21 protein-coding genes are annotated in these 22,714 nt (G+C 74.2%); 11 read left to right on the top strand and 10 right to left on the bottom strand.

The window, feature by feature from the left end; all coding sequences use genetic code 11:
• The first annotated feature begins 37 nt into the window (after positions 1–37).
• Positions 38–2,227, top strand: a complete 2,190-nt coding sequence (locus RKD23_RS35800) for an RICIN domain-containing protein (RefSeq protein WP_424857505.1) — start codon at positions 38–40, stop codon at positions 2,225–2,227.
• On the opposite strand, the gene RKD23_RS35795 is transcribed toward RKD23_RS35800, so the two are convergent.
• Positions 2,218–2,946, bottom strand: a complete 729-nt coding sequence (locus tag RKD23_RS35795; protein ID WP_424857504.1) for a TetR/AcrR family transcriptional regulator — start codon at positions 2,944–2,946, stop codon at positions 2,218–2,220. The genes RKD23_RS35800 and RKD23_RS35795 overlap by 10 nt on opposite strands.
• 114 nt (positions 2,947–3,060) lie before the next feature.
• Here RKD23_RS35795 and RKD23_RS35790 point away from each other — a divergent pair, with 114 nt between their 5' ends.
• Positions 3,061–5,715: a DegT/DnrJ/EryC1/StrS family aminotransferase gene (locus RKD23_RS35790; RefSeq protein ID WP_424857503.1), complete on the top strand. Its 2,655-nt coding sequence runs from the start codon at positions 3,061–3,063 to the stop codon at positions 5,713–5,715.
• Positions 5,716–5,766: 51 nt separating this feature from the next.
• On the opposite strand, the gene RKD23_RS35785 is transcribed toward RKD23_RS35790, so the two are convergent.
• From RKD23_RS35785 to RKD23_RS35765, 5 genes are all read right to left on the bottom strand, one after another.
• Entirely contained in the window at positions 5,767–6,807 is a 1,041-nt protein-coding gene (locus RKD23_RS35785; protein ID WP_424857502.1) for a methionyl-tRNA formyltransferase, read from the bottom strand.
• Positions 6,808–6,958: 151 nt separating this feature from the next.
• Entirely contained in the window at positions 6,959–8,227 is a 1,269-nt protein-coding gene (locus tag RKD23_RS35780) for a phosphotransferase family protein (RefSeq protein WP_424857501.1), read from the bottom strand.
• Positions 8,224–8,565 carry a hypothetical protein gene (locus RKD23_RS35775; RefSeq protein ID WP_424857500.1) on the bottom strand — a complete coding sequence of 114 codons (342 nt, stop codon included), beginning with the start codon at positions 8,563–8,565 and terminating at the stop codon, positions 8,224–8,226. The genes RKD23_RS35780 and RKD23_RS35775 overlap by 4 nt, the downstream gene beginning before the upstream one ends.
• Positions 8,566–8,646: 81 nt before the next feature.
• Positions 8,647–9,696 carry a serine hydrolase domain-containing protein gene (locus tag RKD23_RS35770; protein ID WP_424858413.1) on the bottom strand — a complete coding sequence of 350 codons (1,050 nt, stop codon included), beginning with the start codon at positions 9,694–9,696 and terminating at the stop codon, positions 8,647–8,649.
• A gap of 210 nt (positions 9,697–9,906) precedes the next feature.
• Positions 9,907–10,803, bottom strand: a complete 897-nt coding sequence (locus RKD23_RS35765) for an alpha/beta hydrolase (protein ID WP_424857499.1) — start codon at positions 10,801–10,803, stop codon at positions 9,907–9,909.
• Positions 10,804–10,910: 107 nt separating this feature from the next.
• On the opposite strand from RKD23_RS35765, the gene RKD23_RS35760 reads away from it, so the two are divergent.
• From RKD23_RS35760 to RKD23_RS35750, 3 genes are all read left to right on the top strand, one after another.
• Positions 10,911–11,948: a helix-turn-helix domain-containing protein gene (locus RKD23_RS35760; protein WP_424857498.1), complete on the top strand. Its 1,038-nt coding sequence runs from the start codon at positions 10,911–10,913 to the stop codon at positions 11,946–11,948.
• Between the two features lie 76 nt (positions 11,949–12,024).
• Complete coding sequence (locus tag RKD23_RS35755) at positions 12,025–12,921, top strand: LysR family transcriptional regulator (protein WP_424857497.1); 897 nt, start codon at positions 12,025–12,027, stop codon at positions 12,919–12,921.
• A gap of 65 nt (positions 12,922–12,986) precedes the next feature.
• Positions 12,987–13,181, top strand: a complete 195-nt coding sequence (locus RKD23_RS35750) for a hypothetical protein (protein ID WP_424857496.1) — start codon at positions 12,987–12,989, stop codon at positions 13,179–13,181.
• Between the two features lie 11 nt (positions 13,182–13,192).
• Here RKD23_RS35750 and RKD23_RS35745 read toward each other — a convergent pair whose 3' ends face one another.
• Complete coding sequence (locus tag RKD23_RS35745) at positions 13,193–13,681, bottom strand: N-acetyltransferase family protein (RefSeq protein WP_424857495.1); 489 nt, start codon at positions 13,679–13,681, stop codon at positions 13,193–13,195.
• Between the two features lie 28 nt (positions 13,682–13,709).
• Between RKD23_RS35745 and RKD23_RS35740 the strand changes: the two genes are divergently transcribed.
• From RKD23_RS35740 to RKD23_RS35720, 5 genes are all read left to right on the top strand, one after another.
• Positions 13,710–14,300 (top strand): helix-turn-helix domain-containing protein, encoded by a 591-nt coding sequence (locus RKD23_RS35740; RefSeq protein WP_424857494.1) that lies wholly within the window; start codon positions 13,710–13,712, stop codon positions 14,298–14,300.
• Positions 14,297–15,595 (top strand): MFS transporter, encoded by a 1,299-nt coding sequence (locus RKD23_RS35735; protein ID WP_424857493.1) that lies wholly within the window; start codon positions 14,297–14,299, stop codon positions 15,593–15,595. Before RKD23_RS35740 ends, RKD23_RS35735 begins: the two co-directional genes overlap by 4 nt.
• An 82-nt stretch (positions 15,596–15,677) precedes the next feature.
• Entirely contained in the window at positions 15,678–18,479 is a 2,802-nt protein-coding gene (locus RKD23_RS35730; protein WP_424857492.1) for a CHAT domain-containing protein, read from the top strand.
• A gap of 53 nt (positions 18,480–18,532) precedes the next feature.
• Positions 18,533–20,080 (top strand): hypothetical protein, encoded by a 1,548-nt coding sequence (locus RKD23_RS35725; protein ID WP_424857491.1) that lies wholly within the window; start codon positions 18,533–18,535, stop codon positions 20,078–20,080.
• Positions 20,081–20,110: 30 nt separating this feature from the next.
• A complete protein-coding gene (locus tag RKD23_RS35720; RefSeq protein WP_424857490.1) occupies positions 20,111–20,911 on the top strand; it encodes a VOC family protein in 801 nt (266 codons plus the stop codon).
• A 30-nt stretch (positions 20,912–20,941) separates the two neighbouring features.
• Here RKD23_RS35720 and RKD23_RS35715 read toward each other — a convergent pair whose 3' ends face one another.
• The 3 genes from RKD23_RS35715 to RKD23_RS35705 all read right to left on the bottom strand — a co-directional run bounded on the left by RKD23_RS35715 (position 20,942) and on the right by RKD23_RS35705 (position 22,105).
• A complete protein-coding gene (locus RKD23_RS35715; RefSeq protein WP_424857489.1) occupies positions 20,942–21,190 on the bottom strand; it encodes a helix-turn-helix domain-containing protein in 249 nt (82 codons plus the stop codon).
• Positions 21,190–21,687, bottom strand: coding sequence for a DUF2975 domain-containing protein (locus tag RKD23_RS35710; RefSeq protein ID WP_424857488.1), 498 nt, complete (start codon positions 21,685–21,687; stop codon positions 21,190–21,192). Before RKD23_RS35710 ends, RKD23_RS35715 begins: the two co-directional genes overlap by 1 nt.
• Before the next feature lie 76 nt (positions 21,688–21,763).
• Positions 21,764–22,105, bottom strand: a complete 342-nt coding sequence (locus tag RKD23_RS35705) for a winged helix-turn-helix transcriptional regulator (RefSeq protein ID WP_424857487.1) — start codon at positions 22,103–22,105, stop codon at positions 21,764–21,766.
• 40 nt (positions 22,106–22,145) lie between these two features.
• On the opposite strand from RKD23_RS35705, the gene RKD23_RS35700 reads away from it, so the two are divergent.
• Complete coding sequence (locus tag RKD23_RS35700; RefSeq protein WP_424857486.1) at positions 22,146–22,703, top strand: carboxymuconolactone decarboxylase family protein; 558 nt, start codon at positions 22,146–22,148, stop codon at positions 22,701–22,703.
• Positions 22,704–22,714: the final 11 nt, after the last annotated feature.

Genomic DNA, 22,714 nt, shown 5'->3' with positions numbered 1-22,714 from the left:
TGTGTCATGTGCACGCCACATCTGTGCAGGAGAACCCATGCCCCCCACCTCAAGACCACCCCTCGTCGCGGCCGTCGTGACCGTCGCCGTGGCCGCCTCGCTGTTCGGGGCGAGCCCGCACGTGCAGGCCGCCGACGCCGCCGCGCTGCCCGGCGGTTGGGCCACCGTCGTGAACGGCGGCAGCGGCAAGTGCCTGGACGCCCGGGCGGCGGCCACGGTGAACGGCACGGCGGTGCAGCAGTACGGCTGCAACGGCACGACCGCGCAGCAGTGGAGCTTCACGCCCACCAGTGACGGCTATGTGCGGATCGGCAACCGCAACGACGCCCAGCAGGTGGTGGACGTCAGCGACGTTTCGAGTGCCGACAACGCGGCCGTGCACCTGTGGACGTATCTCGGCGGGAACAACCAGCAGTGGCGGCCCGTCGACGAGGGCGGCGGCGCCTATCACTTCGTCAACCGGCACAGCGGCAAGTGCCTCGACGTGCCGGCCGCGTCGACGGCCGACAGCGTGCAGTTGGTGCAGTACACCTGCAACGGCACGGCCGCGCAGCGCTTCCAGGTCGCCCCGGTGAGCACGGCCCCCGGTGATGTCGACCTCGGGCCGAACGTGGCGGTGTTCGACCCGTCGATGCCGTCGGCCACGATCCAGAGCCGGCTGAACCAGATCTTCCAGCAGCAGGAGACCAACCAGTTCGGCACGCAGCGCTACGCGGTGCTGTTCAAGCCGGGCACGTACAGCAACGACGTCAACGTCGGCTTCTATACACAGATATTGGGCCTCGGCCTGTCCCCCGACTCGGTCACCGTCAACGGGGCCGTGCACGTGGAGGCGGACTGGTTCCCGCCGCAGAACGCCACGCAGAACTTCTGGCGCGGTGCGGAGAACCTGTCGGTGAACCCCACGGGCGGCACCGACCGGTGGGCCGTGTCGCAGGCGTCCGCATACCGGCGCATGCATGTGCGCGGCAATCTGGAGCTCAGCGACGGCGGCTGGTCCAGCGGCGGCTTCATGGCCGACAGCAAGATCGACGGCCAGGTGAGGTCCGGCACCCAGCAGCAGTGGCTGACCCGCAACTCCCAGCTCGGCAGCTGGACGGGGTCCAACTGGAACATGGTCTTCGTCGGCAGCCAGGGCGTGCCCGGCAACAGCTTCCCCAGCCCGCCGTACACCACGGTGGCGCAGACCCCGATCGTGCGGGAGAAGCCGTTCCTGTACGTCGACTCCGCGGGCGCCTACCGGGTGTTCGTGCCCGCGCTGCGCACCGGCTCCTCGGCGACCACCTGGGCGAACGGCAGCCCCGCGGGCACCTCCCTCGGCATGGACCAGTTCTACGTCGTCAAGGCGGGCGCGACCGCGGCGCAGATCAACGCCGCCCTCGCCGACGGAAAGAACCTGCTGGTGACGCCCGGTGTCTACCACCTGGACCAGACCCTGCGGGTGACCCGCCCGGACACCGTCGTCCTCGGTCTCGGCCTCGCCACGTTCGTCCCCGACAACGGCATCACCGCCATGACCGTCGCCGACGTCGACGGCGTGAAGATCGCGGGCCTGCTCTTCGACGCCGGCACCACCAACTCGCGGACACTGGTGGAGATGGGGCCGTCCGGTGCATCCGCCGACCACACCGCGAACCCCGCCTCCCTGCACGACGTGTACTTCCGGGTCGGCGGCGCCGCCGTGGGCCGGGCGAGCACCAGCCTCGTCGTCAACAGCGACGACGTCATCGGCGACCACATGTGGGTCTGGCGTGCCGACCACGGCAGCGGCGTCGGCTGGAACACCAATACCGCCGACACCGGGCTCGTCGTCAACGGCGACGACGTCACCATGTACGGCCTGTTCGTCGAGCACTATCAGAAGCACCAGACCGTCTGGAACGGCAACGGCGGGCGGACGTACTTCTACCAGAACGAGATGCCCTACGACCCGCCGAACCAGGCCGCCTGGATGAACGGCTCCACGCAGGGCTACGCCGCCTACAAGGTGGCCGACTCGGTGACCAGTCACCAGGCGTACGGGCTCGGCAGCTACTGCTACTTCAACGTCGACCCGCGGGTGACGGCCGAGCACGCCTTCGAGGTGCCGAACAGCCCGAACGTCCGGTTCCAGAACATGGTGACGGTCTCGCTCGGCGGCACCGGGACGATCCGGCACGTCATCAACGACCGGGGCGGTCCGTCCAACTCCTCGACGAACGTGGCCGATCTCGTCAGCTATCCCTGAGCGAACCGGTCGAGCAGCGCGTCCAGGCCGGCCGCCAGCCCTTCCGGGCCCGCGCGGTCGGCCAGAGCGGCGGCCGTGCGGCGCAGGTTCGGCAGTTCGTGCGAGGGCATGCGGTGCAGACCGAGCCGGAAGGCGGGGTCCGGTTCGTCGGGGTTGTCGACCATGGGGCGCAGTTCGGCGGAGACATAGCCGAGCAGCCAGGCCGTCACGGCCTCGAAGGCCAACGCGGCGCGGGTCCCCTCCAGGCCCGACCGCTCCAGGAGAACGAGCACGCGCTCATGGTCCCTGAGCACCGCGAGGGGGCGCCGGGCCAGCGGGACCGCCAGCATGCGGGTGGTCAGCAGCGGGACGGCGTGCGGGTGGGCGAGGCAGACGTCGTAGGTGGCCCGCGCGATCCGGTGCAGCCCCGAGCGCCCGTCCTGCTCGGGGTCCCAGTCCCCCAGGCGCTCCTCCAGCTCCAGGTACAGCGCCTCGACGAGACCGTCGAGGAGCGCGTCCTTGCCCTCGGCGTAGCGGTAGAGCGCCATCGCCTCCACGCCGAGTTCCGCGCCGAGGCGGCGCATGCTCAGGGCGGACAGGCCCTCCCGGTCGACCAGGTCCAGGGCGGCGGCCAGCACGCGCTCGCGGCTGAGGCGGCCGTAGCGGCCACGGTCACTGGCGCGACGCGCCGGAGAATTCGACGCGCCCTCGCCGCCGGACCCGGCCCGCCCTCTCGTCATGCCCGCCTCCGTTCGTTCGACAGCGCTCCGGCATTCCCCTGTTGACTGTATGTACCCATGAGCGCAAAGTGTATGTATACGCCGTAAATATACGCCTTCTGGATGAGGCTGGTCATGACAGTTCACCGGCTGCGGCCCCGGCACCGGCAGGACGGCGCTGCGAGTGGCGTTCCCTTCGCCGTCGCCCGTGTCGGTCCCGAGGCCCGGCGTGCGGCGCGGCGGGTGCTGGCCTCCGGGTGGGCGACCACCGGGCGGGAGGCGGAACTGTTCGAGGCGGAGTTCGCGGCGCGGGTCCGCGCCCGCCACGCCGTCGCCGTCAGCTCCGGCACCGCCGCGCTGGAGCTGGCGCTGCGCGCCCTGCGGCTGCCGCACGGCGCGCCCGCGCTGGTACCGGCCGTGACCTTCTGCGGCGCCGCGCACGCCGTGGTGCACGCCGGGCTGCGGCCGGTGCTGGTGGATGTCGACCCGGGCACCGCGATGCCCACGCCGGACACCGTGGAGCGGGCCGCCCGGGCCTGCGGAGCGGGCCCCCGGGCGATGACGGTCCTGCACTACGGCGGCGCCCCCGCGCCGCTGGAGGAGCTGGCGAGGGCCGCGGGCCTGCCGCTGAGCCAGGTCGTCGAGGACGCGTCGCACGCGCTCGGCACCTGGGTGGGCGACCGGCCCGTGGGCGGCGGCCCGTCGGCCGCCGCCTGCTTCGGCTTCCACGCCACCGAGACCCTGCCCATCGGCGAGGGCGGCATGCTCACCACCGACGACCCGGAGATCGCAGAGCGGGTCCGGCGCGCACGGCTGCACGGCATGTCCGCCGCCGACGGCTGGCGCCACACCGTCGACGAGGCCGGCCTGAACGCCTGCATGACCGACGTCCAGGCCGCCGTGGGCCGGGCGCAGCTGCGCCACTTCGACGACTGGCAGGAGCGGCGGCGCGCCCTGGCCGCCCGCTACGACGCGGCGCTCGCCGAGATACCCGGGCTGGAGCCGCTCGCCTGGCCGACCCCCGGCGAGCACGCCCGCCATCTGTACGTCGTACGGGTGCTGGAGCAGTACGGCACGGACCGCGACGAGCTGGTCGAGCGGCTGGCCAGGGACGGCATCGGCACCTTCGTGCACTTCGTCCCGCTGCATCACATGCCGTACTTCCGGCGCGTGACCACCGTCCCGCCGGACGGGCTGCCCGGGGCGGACGCGCTCTTCCCGCAACTGCTGTCGCTGCCCCTCCGCCCCGACCTCGCCGAGCGCGACCTGGACCGGGTCTGCGAGCGGCTCGCCCGGTACGCCGCCCCCGCCCCGGCCGCCGTACGGCCGCGGTCGGCCGGGCTGCGCACCGTCATCGTCGGGGCCGGTGAGGTGGGACGGGCGCTCGCCCGGGACCTGGCCCAAACGCCCGAGTTCGGGCTGGATCCCGTGGGGTTCCTGGACGACGACACGGCCAAGCAGAGGGCCGGGACGGTCGCCGGTCTGCCCGTCCTCGGCGGGCTCGACGACACCGGGGCGACCGTACGCGCGCTCCGGGTCGGCGCGGTCGTCGTGGCCATCCCCGCCTTCGCCCCGGACCGCTTCCGTCGAGTCGCACAGGCCGCCGAGGGCGCCGGGGCGAGCGTGCGCCGTCTGCCGTCGTTCGTCGCCGCGCTCCAGCGCGACGTCAGCGACCTGCGCTCGCCGGACCTGCGCGAGCTGATCGGGCGCGCCGAGACGCATGTCATCAGCCCCGAGGCGCGGTCGGCGGTGGCCGGGCGGCGCGTCCTGGTGACCGGCGCGGGCGGTTCGGTGGGCAGTGAACTGTGCCGTCGGATACGGGCGTTCGGGCCGAGCCGGCTGTTCCTGCTCGACCACGACGAGTCCGCTCTGCGCCGACTGCGGCAGGAGCTGTACGGCGAGGCACCGCACGGCGGCGACACGGTGATCGCCGACATCCGCGACCGGCACCGTATCGACCAGGTCTTCCGCGAGCTGCGGCCGGAGGTGGTCTTCCACGCGGCCGCCGACAAACGTCTGCCGCTGCTCGAACTGCACCCGTGCGAGGGAGTGAAGACGAACGTCCGCGGCACCGAGAACGTGGTCCGCGCCGCCATCGCTGTCGGCACCTCGCGGTTCGTGCTGGTCTCCAGCGACAAGGCGGCCGACCCGGTGTCGGTGCTGGGCGCGACCAAGCGGCTGGCGGAGTTGCTGGTGGGCGACGCCGGGCAGGACGCGCCGCCCGGCACGGTGTTCGCCGCCGTCCGGTTCGGCCATGTGCTCGGCAGCCGCGGCTCGCTGCTGTCGGTCGTGGCCGGGCAACTGGGCGCCGGGACCCCGGTGACGGTCCCCCATCCCGAGGCCACCCGCTGCTTCACGACCGATGAGGAGGCCGTCGGGCTGGTCCTGGAGGCGGCCCGGACGGCACGCGGCGGCGAGGTGTTCGTCCCCGGCCTCGAAGGCCCGGTGCGCATCGAGGACCTGGTCCGCGCCTACGCCCGCGCCCTGGACATCGCGGACGTCGACATCCGCTACACCGGTCTGCGGCCCGGCGAGAAGCTCCACGAGACGCTGCTGTCCAGGCGCGAGCGGCCGACCAGCACGGCCCACCCCGGCATCCTCGCCGCGGAACCCCTCACCCGAGCGATCCCGTTCGCCCGGCATCTGCCCGCGCTGTACGCGGCGGCCGAGCACAACGACGCGCCGGGCGTGCGCCGCATCCTGGCCGCGCTGCTGCCGGGCTTCCCGGCCACCGAGCCGACCCGCCGGGCGCATGCCGCGCTGGCCGACCCCTATCCGGACGACTTCTGACGCTCGGACGACTTCTGACCCTCATGCAGGGTTTTCATCCACGCAGGGTCTTCATCGCAGCGCCCCCTCCGGGCGGGGGCCCTCGCCCCGCACCCAGCGGGCCACGTCGGGCGGCACGGGCGCGAACCGCGTGCCGGGCAGCACGCCGAACCTCCGGCACCAGCGGGCCGCGGGCTGCGGCGGTTCGGCCCGGCCGCCCATCTCGGTGACCAGCACGCTGCCGCCGCGCGCGGCGATCCGGACCCCGTCGGGCTCGACGGCGAGGACCATGCCGGGCGGACCCGCGGGTTCGTCGCGGCGCGGCGGGCGGGTGCGCCAGACCATCACCCGCTCGCCGTCGAGCATCCCGAACGCGCCGGGGTACGGCGTGGTCAGCGCCCGCACCCAGTCGTGCACGGCGCGCGGCCGGCGGTCCCAGTCGATGACGCCCATGGCGTGGGTGCGGCGCGGCAGCACATCGCCGGCGGCCGGGTTCTGCGGCTTGCGCGGGGCGGTTCCGGTGAGCAGGGCGGGCAGATGGGTGAGGAGCATGTCGGCGCCGGCCTGCGCGACCCGGTCGTAGACGGTGGCGCAGGTGTCCTCGGGGCCGATGTAGAGCCGGCGCTGGTCGACGATGTCCCCGGTGTCCGTGCCCGGGTCGAGCAGCATCATCGTGTTGCCGGTGACCGACTCGCCGCGCAGGATCGTCCAGTTGACGGGGGCGCGGCCGCGGTGGCGCGGCAGCAGGGAGGCGTGGAAGCCGACGCAGCCGTGCCGGGGCACGGACAGCAGCTCGGGGCCGAGCAGCCGGGTCCAGCCGACGACGACCACCAGGTCCGGTTCCAGCGCGCGTACGCGTGCCACCACGGCGGGCGCGTTGACGTCGCTCTCGCGCAGCACCGGGACGCCGGCGGCCCCGGCGGCGCCCGCGAGGTCGGCGGCGCCGCAGAGCCGTCGCCGCTCCTCGTCGGGCGGCGTGATCACGGCCGCCAGGCGGACCAGCGGCGAGTGGAGCAGGGCCGTCAGCGCCGCCTGCGCCTCGTGCACGGCGCCGACGAGGACGACCCGGCCCGGAGGACGTGCGGACAGGGGACGTGCGGATGCTGAGCGCATGACGGTTCCTTCGGGGTCGGGGCCGTGTGCGGCCACGGCACGGGCCGGGACCACCAGCACCGCCGGGGCGGGAGGACGAGGGCGGTGCGGGCCGTCGCGGAGGTGGTCTCGTGGCGGGCGGTGGGACGCCTGCGGGATGCGCGCGGTCGGCTCAGAACGGCCATGGCGTCTCCTCTGCGGCGAGCAGCAGGATGAACGCCCGGGCCTGGGCCTCGGCGAAGCGGGGGTCGGTGGCCTCGGCGGCGACCGCGGCGAGCTCGGCGAGCACGGCGTCGCGCCCGCAGGCGGCGGGCAGGCCGAGGCGGTGCAGCGCGGCGGCGAGGAACTCGCGGATCAGCCGGGGGTACCAGCCGGCGCCGTCGAGCGCGTAGGCGAGGGCGGCTCCGGGCCGGCCGGCGATCAGCCCGTGGTGGCCGGGCACGCGGTGGCCGGGGTGGGTGCGCCGGTCGAGGTGCTCGCAGTAGGAGACGACGAACCGGGCCGGGTCGGCGAGCGGGCTGCCGGCGGTCCGGGCGCGCTCCCAGTCGACGACGCCGGAGACCCGGTGGTGACTCACCAGGACGTTGCCGGGCCAGAAGTCGCCGTGCACGGCGGTACGGGGCGCGAGGTGGGCGCGCAGCCGGCGGCGCAGGGCGTGCAGCCCGACGCGGGCGGGCCGGGCCAGCCGGTCGTCCAGCGCCTCGACCACTCCGGGGCGCAGGTCGAGGGGCGCGAAGGCACCGGCGGTGGCCGACTGGAAGCCGCTGAGCCAGTCGGCGGCCGCGACGAAGTCGGCGCGCACCGGGCCGGGACGCGCGTGGTGGCCGGGGCGGTGGTAGGCGACCAGCATCGGCGCTCCGGGCAGGGCGCTGGTGGCCAGGGCGGGCAGGTCCCCGTGGCGCAGCAGGCCCAGGACGGTGGGGACGGTCGGCCGCGTCGCGCCGAGCGGCAGCGGTGCGAGGGCGCGGAGCCGTTCGGCCTCGCGCAGGATCGACTGGGCGGCCTGGGGGCCTGCCGGGATCTTCACGGCGAGTTCGGGGTGCGGCGCGTCGGGCGGGAAGATCAGCAGGAGCAGCCGGGCCGGGTCGTGGCTGTGGTCGAGCAGCACCACGGGTCCGGACGCGGTGAGCCGGCCGATGTCGTCGAGGGTGTCGTGCGTGAGTCCGGCGCCGAGGTCCTGGTCGGTGACGGTGAGGCCGGGCAGGATGCGCGGCAGGGCCGGTACGGCGAGGGCGGCGCGGGCGGCCGGGTAGAGCCAGCCCGGCATGGGCGGCGGGATCGCCAGCAGCGACTGGCGGACGTAGTGCAGCACCGCCGCCCGGTCCTCGGCCACCACGACCGGGTGCCGCCGGGAGGGCAGGGCGAGGTACCGCCGGCCCGGGGGCAGCAGGTCGCGCCACATCCCCTCGCGCCCCGGCACCTGCGTCGGTGACGCCGTCATGACAGCACCGGCACGCACACGAGGGACGACGTGCGGTGGGGGCCAGGCACCAGCAGCGGCCGGCCGGTGTGTGCGAAGGCGGGGTGGCCGGTCATCGCCTCGGGGGTCCGGGCACGGGCGGCGTTGTGCCGGTGGACGAAGGCGGGTTCGCCGTCGCCGCGCCGGCGCGGCGGGTCGATCACGCCGCGCATGTCCCGGCGGAGCGCCACGACGTGCGACGGCTGATGCCCCGCGCTCGCCCCGCCGGCCTCCGCGGACTGCCGGAGACGACGGGGGCGAGCCCCGGGGACGGCGCTCACGACGAGCGTGCGCAGACCGGTGGTCAGCTGTGCCGTCATCACGGACTCCTCGACGGAGAGCTCCCGTGCGCCGTCTATTTACGGCGTATACGTACACACTTTACCGATTTGCCCGGTACGTCAAGAGGAGCGATCGCCGCACAGTGCCTGCTCCTCCAGCGCCGCAAGCGCCTTGTCGATGGGGTGCGGCTGCGGCTGTCCCGAGGCGTCCAGGCGGTTCCACCGGGCGAGGTTCACCGCGACGGACATCTGGCGCCGGCCGTCGGCCCGCGTGAAGGACAGCGTGCCGGCGCCCCAGGCGCTGCCGTCGTGGCCCCAGAAGGTGCCGCAGCCCGGGATGTCCCTCCGGTGCAGGCCGAGGCCGTACTCGACGGTCGAGCCGTCCAGGGCCACGACCGGGATCGTGCGCTGCATCTCGGCCAGCGAGGACCGGCTGACGATCTCGCCGGCGAGGAGCCTGCCGTAGAAGCGGTCGAGGTCCGCCATGGTCGACACCAGGCCGGCGCCGGTCGTCACCCAGGACATGTTGTAGACGCTGTAGTCGCGCGGCGGGTCGATCGCGCCGTGCAGGGACTCGTACATCCGCGGGTGCGGGCCCTCGATGCGCGGTCCGTCCGGGAAGGCGGTGTGGCGCAGCCCGGCGCGCCGGATGACATGGCGGGTGATGTACTCCTCGGCCGGCAGGCCGGTGACCTTCTCCAGCAGTGCGCCGAGGAGCAGGTAGTTGGTGTTGGAGTACACGCCGGTCGGGCCCCCGGGCTCACCGGTGGGGGGTGCCGAGAGGCCGAGCTCGATCAGCTCGGTCCGGCTGAACTGCCGGAACCGGTTGTCGTCCAGGCTCTGCGGCGACATGACCTTCAGGGACGGGAAGGCGTAGGCGATGTGGTCGGGTATGCCGCTGGTGTGGTTCAGCAGCATCCGGACCGTGATCCGCTGTCCGCGCTCCCCCGGCACCAGGTGCGGCAGATAGCCGCCGATCGGCGCGTCGAGGTCGATGCGGCCCCGTTCGACCTGCTGCATGACCGCGGCCGCGGTGAAGGTCTTGGTGATGCTGCCGACGCGGTGCCGCATGCCGGGGGTGACGGGGCGGCCGGTGCGGAGGTCGGCGACCCCCGAGGCGCCGCGCCAGACACCGTCCGCGTCGCGCACCTCGGCGAAGACGCCCGGCATGCCCGCGCGATGGAGGTCGTCCAGTGCGGACTGCAGGGCCGCGGCATCCGCGACGGGGGCCGCGGCTGTTGTCGAGGTCGAGGTCGAGGTCGTGTCCGGCGCGGGGGCCGCCGCCACCGTGCCCGCGCAGACTCCGAGCGCCGTCGCGCTCGCGCAGAGGGCCAGTCGTATGTTCAAGGCGTCCGTCCTTTCCTGATCGGTGACTTGGGCTCACGGGGCCAGTGCGCGGCGCAGCACGGCGCCGAGTTCGGCGATCTGCCGCTGCGAGACCTCCGCGGACAGCAGGGCCTGCGAGCCGTGGAACGTGCCCGCCCACTGGTGGAGTTCGACGGACACGCCGGACCGCAGCAGGCGCAGGGCGTAGTCGAGGTCGTCGTCGCGGTTGGGGTCGAACTCGGCGGTGGAGACGTACGCCGGGGGAAGGCCGGACAGGTCGTCCGCACGCGCGGGGGCGGCGTAGGGGGTGGCGGGCCGGGAGCCGAGGTAGTGCCTCCACGACTGGGCGATCTTGTCGCGGTTCACCCAGGGCGTGTCGGTGAAGGTGCGCTGAGACCAGACCTCCTGCCGGTCGTCGAGCTGGGCCTGGTTGAGGACCTGGAAGCAGATGGCGGGCCCCTGCTCGTCACGGGCGCGCAGCGCGAGCGCGGCCGCGAGTCCGCCGCCTGCGCTGTGCCCGCCCACGGCGATCCGCTCGGGGTCGACGCCGAGTTCGGCGGCGTGCTCGGCGGTCCAGGCGAGAACGGCGTAGGCGTCGTCCAGGGCGGCGGGGAACGGGTCCTCGGGGGCGAGGCGGTAGCTCACGGAGATCACCACCGCGCCCGAGCCGTGCGCGAGCCGGGCGGCCCACGGGTGCTCGGTGCGCGCATCGCCCATGACGAATCCGCCACCGTGCAGCCACAGGACGGCTCCCTGGGCCTGTCGGGGGCGGTAGACGCGCACCTGCACGTCCGGGTCGGCGGGCACGGTGCGGTCCTCGACCTCCAGATCGCCGGTGTCCGGGGCGGGCACCGCGGCGGCCAGCTCGGCGAGAGCCTTGCGGGCGGTGACCGGGTCGGTGAAGTCGGCGCGGGGGAACAGCGGGACGAATGCTTCGAGTTCGGGATCCATGACGGCCATCCTCGGGGCGGCGGCGGAAAAGATCATCCGCCGTCCGTCGCCCATCCCGCCCGGTTCGCGCGCCGAACGGCGCCCGCCCTCCGCTCTATGCTGCGGGCATGGAGGCACTGGCCGTACGGCTGTCGGGACTTGATCCGTACGTCGATGGCGCGATCCGTATCGTCGCGTTCTACGACACCCTGATGCGCCGGCGCGTGGACCTGCCCGCGCTCGCCCGGGCGTCGGCGGGGCTCGCCGAGTGCGTGGCCGGGATACGGCTGCACGGCACGGGCCGGACGATCCGCATGGCCCCCGACGGCACGGCCGCCCCCGGTCCGGAGTCCCCCGCCACCAGCACGGTGCCGATCACCCTCGACGAGGAGGAGATCGGCACGGTGTGGCTGGAGCGGTCCGGGGCCGTGACGAACGCGCTCGACGACGTGGTCCTGGACCGGCTGGCCCTCGCCGTCACGGCGGCCGTGGAGCGGTACGGCCCGGCCCGCACCACGATGGCCGACCCGGCGCTCGTCGAGCTGGTGATCAGCGCCGACACCGACGAGGCGGCCCGGGCGCGGGCGCTGCGCCTGCTGGGGTTCGCCGCCGATGTGCCGGTCCGGGTCGTCGCCGTGCGCCCAGGGCCCGCACTGGACCGGATCGGCGCGCTGGTCTGCGCGGGCCGGCCGGTGAAGGCCGCGCCGCTCGCGGACGTCGGTGTCCTGCTGGCCACCACCGTGGACGCGGCCCGCTTCCCCGCGGACGTCCGGGCGGGCATCGGCGCCGCCGCGGCGCCCGCCCTGTCCTGGCGCCAGGCCCGCACCGCCCTACGCTTCACCACCCCGCGCGAACCCGTCGTCCGGCACGCCGACCTGGGCGCGCTGGCCCTGCTCGCCGAGCTGCCGCCGGAGGCCCTGCGGGCCAACCCGGACGTGGCGGCGATCGCCCGCATCGCGTCCGGCGCCGACGACCTGTCGACCCTGGACGCCTACTGCACCACCGGCTCGCTGCGCCGCGCCGCCGATCTCCTCCACCTCCACCACAGCAGCGTCGCCCGCCGGGTCGACCAGCTCGCCAAGGCCCTCGCGCTGGACCTCACCGACCCCGCGGGTCTGACGCGCGCCAAGCTGGCCCTCGCGGCGTGGCGGCTGCTCGGCGACTGAGGTCCGCCGGCTCGGCCGCGCCGCCGTCCCGCCTAAGATCGCTGTGCCGTGATGACTCCCCGAGGGCGCGAGGGCCATGGATCTGAACACGCTGAGGCAGTTCCTGGCGGTGGCGCGGCTGGAGCATCTCAGCCGCGCGGCCGATGAACTGCGCGTCGCCCAGCCGTCGTTGAGCCGTTCCATCGCGCGCCTGGAGAGCGAGCTGGGCACTGCGCTGTTCGACCGGGCCGGACGGCTGCGGCTGAACCAGGCGGGTGCGCTCTTCCGTGACCATGTCGAGCGGGCGCTCGGTGAGCTGGAGGCGGGGCGGCGGGCCGTGGCCGAAGTCGGCGGCGAGGGCTTCGGGACGGTTCGGCTGGCGTCGGAGACGTTCCTGACGGTCACCGGGCCGCTCGCGGCGTTCAAACGCGCCCATCCTTCCGTGGAGGTCGAGCTGCATCAGCTGACGGCCGCGGAGATGGCCCGGGGCCTGCGCGCGCAGGACGTCGACCTCTGCGTCGCCTCTCAGCCGCTGCCCGCCGACGGCCTGGAGACGGCCCGGCTGCTCGACGAACAGGTCTGGCTGGTCACGCCGCTCGGCCATCCGCTGGCGGACCGCACCTGCGTGAGGGTCGCCGAGCTCGCCGACCAGCCCTTCGTCACCACCCGCAAGGGACACTGGCAACGCCGCCTGCTGGACCGGCTCTTCGCCGCCGAGGACCTCACCCCGAGGATCGTCTGCGAGGGCGACGAACCCAGCGCCGTCGCGGACCTGATCCAGGCCGGCCTCGGCGTCGGCCTCATCCCGGACATGGCCCGGGGCGCCGCCCTGAACCTCCCCGCCGCCTGGGTCGCCGTCGACAGCCCGGACTGCCGCCGCGTCCTCACCCTGCACTGGGGCGCCGACAGCCGGATGTCGAACGCCGCGCGCCTGATGCGCACCCTGCTCCTCGACTGGAACTGGGCGCGCGGTGAACCGTCGGGCCACTCCTGACGTCACCCAGGTCAGCACGTGCTGACATCATCAGCACGACCGAACGCACCCGAAGGCGGGCGAACTTGTCGACTCTGCTGCTGATCGGCGCCCTGGCCCTCGCCCTCGCAGGCTGCGCCTGCGCGATCTGGGCCGAACGCGGCGGCCCCCGCTGGGCCCACGTCGTGGGGCGGGTGACCGTCACGACGGGCGAGGTGCTGCTGGCTCTGCTCAAGAGCCACAAAGGAGGCCGCGGCCGCTCCTCCTCCGACGGTGACTAGAGCGTCTTCCGTCAGGCCAGCGGCAGCCGCATCAGGGTGAGGTCGAGCCAGCGGCCGAACTTGACGCCGACCTCGGGGATCGTGCCGACGTGCAGGAAGCCGTGGCGTTCGTGGAGCCTCACGGAGGCCGTGTTCTCGGCCTCGATGCCGGCGATCATCACATGGTGGCCGGCCTCCCGGGCAGCGGTGACGAGGACGCCCAGCAGGGCGGAGCCGATGCCGAGGCCGTGCCGGCCCTCGCGGACGTAGACCGAGTCCTCCACGCTGTGACGGTAGCCCTCCTTCTCCCGCCACTGCCCGTAGACCGCGAAGCCGACGACCTCGCCGTCCGCCTCGGCGACGAAGGCGGAGCCGCGCTCCAGATGGGCGGCCAACCAGGCCGCACCCTCGGCGGGGGACTGCTGCGTGTCCGTCCACAGAGCCGTGGAGTGCGCGATCGCGTGGTTGCGGATCTCGCGGACGGCCTCCGCGTCGGCGGGCCGCGCCGGACGCACTTCCACCACACGACTCCTCTCGTATATTGGATTCATGTCCAACATAGTAGATCCCCTGGTGGGGCAGATCGCGGCCCGCGTCCGCACCGAGCGGGAGCGACGCCGGTGGACACTGGCGCAGCTCGCCGACGCCTCGGGGGTCTCCCAGGCGATGATCAGCCGCATCGAGCGCGGCGAGAGCTCCCCCACAGCCGTCGTCCTGGGCAAGCTGTCGGCCGCCTTCCAGCTCAGCGTCGCCTCGCTGCTGGCCCTGGCCGAGGGGCAGCGGCAGGACGTCCCGGACTCGGCCGGGGTGCGCCGGTCGGGCGAGGCCGCCGAGTGGCGCGACCCCGACACCGGCTATCTGCGCCGGCAGATCAGCGGCCCGCACTTCCCCGCCGAGATCGCCGAGATCCTGCTCCCCGCCGGCGCCACCGTGCCGTATCCGGCCGCGGCCTTCGCGTTCGTACGCCAGGTGGTGTGGGTCCTCGACGGCCGGCTCACCTTCCACGACGGCGACACGGTCCATGAACTCGACGCCGGCGACACCATCGAGCTCGGCGAGCCCGCCCCACGCGTCTTCACCAACACCACGGACAGCGACTGCCGTTACGTGGTCGTCCTCACCCGCGGCCCCCAGCCGTGAGGGAGGACCTGCGCCGCGACGACGCGTCCCACCCCGTGCCGCGACACCCGGCCGGCCTCGCCGGGGCCGGCACACCTCGCGCCGCCGCGACCGGCGCCCCGACTCCCCCACCCCTGAAGCAAACACGCCTCACCGACGGCCTCGCCCGAGGCGGCGCCCCGCTGCTCGCCGTCATCGCCGGGGCGGCCATCGCGAACAACTACGCCCTCCAGCCCGCGCTGGCGGCGGTCGCGGCCGACCTGGGGGTCCCCCTGGCGGTGATCGGCCTCGTCCCCACGGCCGCGCTCGTCGGGTGCACGACCGGTTTCGCGCTGCTGCTGCCGCTCACCGACCATCTCGCGCCCAACCGCCTGGTCGCCGCGCAGCTCACGGCGCTGGCCGCCGCGCTCTGCCTGGCCGCGGCCGCGTCCGGCCCGGTCGTGCTGCTGGCCGCGTATCTGCTGATCGGTGCGGCCGCCGGGGTCGCGGCGCAGGCCGGGAGCATCGCGGGACGCCACGCGCCGGACGCGCGCCGCGGACGGAGTGTCGCCACGGTCGCCGCCGGCATGTCGGCCGGCATCCTGCTGAGCCGCCTGGCGGGCGGCACCCTCGCCGACCTTCTCGGGTGGCGGCCGATGCTGCTCGTCTTCGCGGGACTCGCCCTGGCATGCGCGGCCGCCGCCGCCGTGCGCCTGCCGCGGGGACGCCCGAGGCCCGGCCGTGGGTACGGGGCCACGCTCGCCTCGCTCCCGCCGCTGCTGCGCGAACATCCCGCACTGCGGCGGGCGGTGGCGGCCGGAGGGCTCTGGTACGTCGCGTTCAACCTGGTGTGGGTCACCCTCGCGCTCGCTCTGGCCGAGCCGCCGCACGTCCTCGGCCCCACGTCCATCGGCCTGTACAGCCTGGCGGGGATGCTCGGGTTCGTCGTACTGCCGTACACCGGGCGGCTCACCGACCGGTACGGTCCGCGTACGGTGATCACCGCGGCCCTGCTGACGGCCGCGGCCGGCACCGCGGTGCTGGCCACCGGCCTCGACGCCCCGCTCGTCACCGCGTGCGGGCTCGCCCTGTTCGACGCCGGATGCTTCGCCGCGCAGGCCGCCAACCAGAGCCGCGTCATCGCGCTCGACCCCGGGCGCTCGGGCAGCCTCAGCAGCGTCTACCTCGTCCTCTACTTCACGATCGGCGCCCTCGGGACCGCCCTCGCCGCGCCGCTGCTGGACCTGATCGGCTGGCGGGGCACGGCCGCCGCCGCACTCGGGGTGCTGCTGCTCGCCGCCGCCGTCGTACGCACGGGGCGCGGCGCGACGAAGTGACCGTCAGGATCGTGTGATTGGGCTGGTTGCCGGAGGCGGGCACCGCTACTGTCGCGGCGGGGCGGACGTACGGAGAGTCACGATGGACGAGCAGGAGCGGCGGCGGCGCCAGGATCTGGTCGTGGCCCGCATCGACCGGGTGCAGGAGTCGGGGCGCTTCGACGCGGCGCTGGAGGACGAGGCGCTCGCGGAGGCGGCGCTGCTGCGGGAGGACACCGAGGACCCGACCTCGTGGTTCCTCCTCGGCTGGCTGCACCTCTACCGCTACGGCGGCGACACCGGCGACCGGGCCCAACTGGAGCAGGCGGTGGAGATGTTCCTGCCGTGCATGTTCAGCGACATCGAGGTCGGCGACTTCCCGGAGGAGATCCTGCCGCGGCTGGTCGAGGAGGCCACGGACACCGTCACGGCGCGCACCCGCGAGCTCGGTGAATCGCTGGACGCGGCCGACCACGACGAACTCGTCGCGCTCTGGGACCGGCTCCTCGACTTCGTCCCGCCGGACGACCCCGAACGGCCGGGCCTGCTGTCGAATCTCGCCGCCTCGCTGAACAGCAGGTTCGGCACGACGGGCGACACCCGCGACCTGGAGACGGCGATCGGGCACTTCCGTACGGTGCTGTCGTACGACCTGTCCCCGTCGGACCGGGCGATCTTCCTGACGAACCTGGGCACCGCCCTGGGCGACCGCTTCGACTGGTCGGGCGACTCCGCCGACCTCGACGAGTCGGTCCGGCTGTCCAGGGAGGCCGTCGATCTCACACCCCCGGGCCACCGGCGCCGGGCCGTCTACATGGCGAACCTCGGTTCGGCCCTCGGGGTCTCCTTCCAGCGCACGCTCGACCCCGCGACGGCCGACGAGGCCGTCCGGTGGCTGCGCCGCGCCCGGGAACTCGCCGCGGGCGACGAACTCCAGCAGGTCAGATGCCTGTCCAACCTCGGTCTGCTGTTCGCTCTGCGCTATGTGACCTTCGGTGACGACGCCGATCTGGACGCCGCGGAGGCCGCGTTGCGGGAGGGCGTCACGCTCGCCCCGCAGCACCCGGACAGCGGTTCGATGTTCACCAGCCTGGGCGGCGTCCACATCCAGCGCTTCCAGGCGTCGGGGCGGCGCGAGGAGCTGGACGAGGCCGTCACCGCCAACCGGCAGGCGGTCGCGTCGGCCCCGGACGGCCATCCGGAGCGCAGCCGTCACCTCGGCGCTCTGGGCATGGCCCTCGCGATGCGCGCGGAACTGGGCGGGCCGGGCGCTGCCCAGGACGAGCGGGAGGCGATCGACCGGTTCCGGGCCGCGGTCGACCACCTCTCCGCGTCCCCGTCGCAGCGGCTGGCGGTCGCCAACGTCGCCGGGGTGCTGCTCGGTGACCGCCGCCCGACCGAGGCCGCGGGATTCCTGGAGCTGGCGGTACGTCTGCTGCCGCAGACCGTCGCCGCGCGCAGCCTGGGACGCTCCGACCAACTGCACGGACTGGGCCTGCACGCCGGGCTCGCCGCGGACGCCGCCGCGCTGGTGCTGCGCGACCCGCGGCGGTCGGACGCCCGGCGCCGCGAGGACGCCCTGCAACTGCTGGAAGCGGGGCGGGCCGTGCTGTACGCCCGGGCCCTGGAGACCCGCGACGACGTGACCGCGCTGCAGGAGACGCACCCGGACGCCGCCGAGCGGTTCAGCGCGCTGCGGAATCTGCTCGACCAGCCGCTCGCCCCGGCCGAACGCCGTGAACTGGCCGACCGGTGGGAGGCGTTGCTCGCCGAGATCCGGTCCCTGCCCGGCCAGTCGTCCTTCGCCAGGCCCCCGGCCCTGGCCGACCTGCTCGCGCAGACCGGTCCCGGTCCGATCGCGACGCTCAACGTCAGCCGGTTCGGCTCGGACGCGCTGCTGCTCACCCCGGACGGCCTCACCCGCGTGCCGCTACCCGCGCTCCGCCACGAGGAGGTCCTCGGGCGCATCGACGTGTTCCTCGCCGCGCTGCGCCGCACGGCGCGGGCCCGTGACCGGGACACCCTGCGCGCCGCCCAGGCCGAGATCACCGAGACGCTGGCCTGGCTGTGGGACACCGTCACCGGTCCGGTCCTGGCCGCGCTGGGGCACGACCGCCCGCTCCCGCCGGACACGCCTGCGAAGAAGTGGCCTCGTGTCTGGTGGGCGCCCGGCGGGCTGCTCGGCATGTTCCCGCTGCACGCCTCCGGCCGTCACGACGGCTCGGGCGACGCCGTCCTGGACCGGGTCGTGTCCTCCTACACGCCCACGATCGGGGCGCTGCGGCACGCCCGTCGGCGGCGCCTGCCGGACCGGCCGGGACCGGCCCTGGTCGTCGCCATGCCCACCACGCCCGGTGTTCCCGGACGGCTCACCTTCGTGGGCGTCGAGGCCGCGCTCGTCGCGCAGGCGCTGCCCGGCTCCTTCGCCCCGCCGGAGCCGACGACCGGCAAGGTCCTGGAACTGCTGCCGCGGCACGCCGTAGCCCACTTCGCCTGCCACGGCGTCAGCGATCCCGCCGACCCGTCCCACAGCCGGCTGCTGCTGCACGACCACGCCACGCGCCCGCTGACCGTCGCGTCCCTCACCTCGGTGCGGCTGGATCAGGCGCATCTGGCCTATCTCTCGGCCTGTTCGACCGCCCGCTCCGACGACACGGGCCTCGCCGACGAGTCCCTCCACCTCGCGTCCGCCTTCCAACTGGCGGGCTATCCCCATGTGGTGGGCACGCTCTGGCCGGTCGACGACCGTGTCGCCACTCGCGCCGCCCACGTCTTCTACCCGACCTACGCCCGTCTGGGCCCGGCCCATGCGGCGGCCGCCCTCCACCACGCCGTCCGCACCCTGCGCAGGGACGCGGTCTCGGTGCCTTCCCTGTGGGCGACCCATGTCCATGCGGGCGCCTGAGGCCTGACCGTAATTCAGCAGCCCTTCCGTCGGTGGGCGGTCAGGATGGGCCGGTGAACGATGTCCTGTCCGGGCTCGCCGCCCGTCCGGCCCTGCCCTCCGCCCTGGTCGACCGGCTGATCGCCGTCGCCGACCCCGGCCTCGCGGTCGCGCTCGCCCTCCGTACGGATCTGAGCCGCGTGCAGGTGGCCGCGCTCGCCGCGCGCAGTGAGGGTGCTGCCGAACAGCTGGCGTACGAGGGCCGGTTGACGGCTGCCGATGTCGACCCGGTGGCGTGGCCGGGGGCCGCGCTCGCCCTGCTCGATGCGGGGGCGGGCCGGCCGGAGTGGGCGCGCGCGTTCGCCCGCGACCCGGTCGTGGCGCGCCGGGAGCGGCTGGCCGCCTGCCCCGGGCTGCCCGCCGATGTGGTGGAGACGCTCGCCGCCGACCCGGACGTGAGCGTCGTCGCGGAGCTCGCGCTGTGGGCCGCACCGGGGGTCGCCGCGCGGCTCGCGGGGCATCCGCATGCCGAGGTGCGGCGTGCGGTGGCCGCGAACGAGGGCACGCCTGCGGCCGTCCTGAGGATGCTGCTCTCGGGTCAGGGACTCGCCCCGGCGGTGCGGTGTCTGGTCTGCGACCGTGAGGAGCCGCCGTATGCGCACCCGCGCGACTGTCCCCGGCTCGACTGCGACCTTCGCTCGGGGGCCGCCTGCGACGGCTCCCACGAGTCCACGGTCTTCGACATCCAGCAGCTGGCCCTGCGGAATCCGGCCACACCGACCGACGCCGTCGTGCCCTTCGCCGACCACCCGTCGGCGCTGCTGCGCTGGGAACTGGCCGCCCGCCCGGATCTGCCCGCGTCCGTCGCCCGGCGCCTCGCCGACGACCCGGTGCCCGGGGTGCGCTCCACGCTCGCCGGGAATCCGGCCGCCGGCGCCGCTGTGCTGCGCGCCCTGGCCGATGACCGGGACCCGGAGGTACGGCGCTGTGTGGCGCACCATCCGCGGGTGCCGCTCGATGTGCTGGTCCGGGTCGCGAGCGGCACCAGGATCGGCCCGACGGCACTGCCGCGTGTGGCCGCCGCCTCCACGGCGGAGGTCGTGGAGCTGGCCGCCTCGCCGCAGTCGGCGGTACGGATGCTCGTGGCGGTGCGCCGGGACCTGCCGGACACGGTCCGCGACGCGCTGGCCGACGACGGCGACGCCAAGGTCGCCAAGTCCGTCGCGTCCCACCCCGGCCTGTCCGAGGCGCGGTTGCGCGCGATGGTCGACCGGCACGGCGTCCAGGTCGCCTCAAGGGTGGCGGCCAACCCGGACGCGTCCCCCGCGCTGCTGGAGGAGCTGGCGCGGCAGCGGCCGCCGGCGAAGAGGGCGCTGCGCGAGATCGCGGGGCATCCCCGTGCGACGGCCACGGCCCTGCTCGCGTGTCTGGCCGACGGGCGGGCCAGGCGGGTCGCCGCCGCGCATCCGGCGCTGCCGCCGCGGACGCTCGTGGAGCTGCTGGGCGACGAGGACGGGCAGGTGGTCGAGGCGGCTGCCGCGAACCCCGAGCTGCCCTTGCGGGAGGCCCTGCGAGGCGCCGGGTTGTCGCCGTGCGAGGGGGACGGGCCGGTGTCAGGCTGAGGGGGGCAACGACCTGCGAAGGGAATCTTCATGATCAGCACCGACTTCGTCGCCGGTTCCCCCTGTTGGCTCGACCTGGGCGCGCCGGACGTGCCGGCCGCCGTCGAGTTCTACCGCTCCGTCCTGGACTGGGAGTGGGAGCCCATGACGGAAGGCGACGAGAGCGTGGGCGGCGGGATGTTCCGCCGGGACGGCCGGCTGGTCGCCGGGATCGGCAGGCTCACGGAGCAGGGCGCGCGCTCGGCCTGGATGATCTACTACTGCGTCACCGACGCGGACGCCACGACCCGCGCGGTCGAACAGGCGGGCGGCACGGTCCGGGTGCCCCCCATGGACCTCGAGGAGTGGGGCCGCATGGCGCAGTACAGCGACCCCCTCGGCGGGCAGTTCGCCGTCTGGCAGCCGGGTTCGCACCGGGGCGTGGAACTGGTGGACGCACCCGGCTCGCTGTCCTGGACGGAGCTGTACACGAGCGACGCCGCCGGCGCGAAGGACTTCTACAGCGCGGTCTTCGGCTGGCAGTTCAGCGACATGGAGCTGCCGGGCGGGGGCGGCACCTACACCCTGATCACCCCGGCCGGGCAGCCGGAGGATCGCATGCAGGGCGGGCTGATGGAGATGCCGAAGGAGCACCTCGCCCTGACCGGCGGGCGACCGTACTGGCACCCCGTCTTCGACGTCGAGGACTGCGACACGGCGGTCGCCCGCGTCAAGGAGAACGGCGGCACCGTCCAGATGGGCCCGGACGACGCGGAGGGCGTCGGCCGGCTCGCCGTCTGCGTCGACCCGGCGAAAGCGGACTTCGTGGTCCTCAAGCCGGCCCAGCGCTGACCTGCCGGTACGTCCCTTCTCGTACGATCCTCAGCCCCGGCTGTCGACGACCGCCGGGGCTGCGTCCGGCTCCGGCTCGGGTTCCCAGCGCAGCAGTTCCCCCGGCTGGCAGTCCAGCACCTCGCACAGCGCGGCGAGGGTCGTGAAGCGGACGGCCTTGGCGCGGCCGTTCTTCAGGACGGCCAGGTTGGCGGGGGTGATGCCCACGCGCTCGGCGAGTTCGCCCACGGACATCTTGCGCCGGGCCAGCATCACGTCGATGTCGACGGCGATCGGCATCAGATCACCTCGGCCAGCTCGGCCTGCATGCGCGTGGCCTCGACGTCGCGGGCCACGGCCTGGGCGAGCAACGCCCGCAGCACCAGCACGACCAGCGCGACGCCCATGACGGCCAGCGCGGCCCCGCAGATCAGCAGCACGAGCCCGGGCGCCACGGCCTCGCCGGGGGCCAGGACCACGGCGAGCGCGAACACCAGCAGGGCCGCCGCGACGAAGGCACCGGTCACGACATCGACGTAGCGGAAGGCGGCCGGCGAGAACACCGTGCCGCGCCGCACCATCGTCACCAGCCGCCATACGCACACCAGGACCACCTGGGCCGCGACGACGCCCAGCACGATGATCAGCAGAAGCGGTGTGCGCAGGTAGGCGTAGTCCGGGTCGAGCCCGTCCAGATCGAGGGCCAACAACGGCACCATCACCGCCTCCACGAACACCGATCCGGCGAGCAGCCCCACGAGAACGGCGCGCAGTGCGCGCACGGTCAGTTGTCCCATCACCCCTCCAGCGATCGACCTACGGTAAGAATCTATCGAAAGTCGATAGGTAGCGGCAACAGGTCGCCTCCCGGGGTCACTCCTCCGCGCTCCGGGGTCGCCACTCGCTCGCCCACACGTCGAGCGGCGCGAGGAGTTCGAGGAGGGCGGCGCCTTGCGCCGTGAGGGCGTAGCCGTCGCCGGTGTGCTCGACGAGGGCCGCCTCGCCCAGCTCACGCAGCCGGGTGGCGAGGACGCTCGACGAGACGTTGCCGCAACTCTGCTGGAGGCGGCGGAAGTTGGGCGTGGCGCCGGTGCGCAGCTCCCACAGGATGCGCAGCACCCAGCGCCTGCCCAGCAGGTCGAGCAGCGCCATGACCGGGCGGCCGGTGTCCGAGCCGCGGACCGGGCGGCCGGGCAGTGGGGTGGATGACGTCATCTGCTTCCCTTTCCGAAGCAACGAAACTACCATCCCCGCCATGCCTCTGAATCCGAAGCAGCCGCGTATCGCCCCGCTCGTGCCGCCCTACGACGAGGAGGCCGGCGCCGCCCTCGAACAGCTCGGGCACGCCCCGATCCAACTGTTCCGGGTGTGGGCCCGGCGGCCGGAGCTGGCCCGCGGCGTCGCGGCCTGGGGGCGTTACTACTTCTCGAAGCACGCCGCCCTGACGGTCCGTCAACGCGAGCTGGTCATCGACCGGACGACAGCGCTGTGCGGCGCGGACTACGAATGGGGCGTGCACATCGCGGTCTTCGCAGAGAAGGCGGCCCTCACCGCGGACCAGATCGCCTCACTGGCCCACGGCGGCCCGGACGACACCTGCTGGGACGCCGCCGATCGGGCGCTGCTGCGGGCGGTCGACGAACTGCACGCGACCTACGACCTCTCCGACCCGACCTGGGTCGCCGTGACCGACGCGATCGGCGAGGACGCGGTCCTCGACCTCGTCATGGTCTGCGGCTGGTACCACGCCGTCTCGTTCGCCGTCCGGGCGCTGCGGCTGCCGCCGGAGCCGGGCACGTCACCGATCGGCTGAACCGACGGGGA

Source organism: Streptomyces sp. SAI-170, from assembly GCF_049739565.1.
Lineage (GTDB): Bacteria > Actinomycetota > Actinomycetes > Streptomycetales > Streptomycetaceae > Streptomyces.
This window is presented reverse-complemented; position numbering and strand designations above follow the sequence as displayed.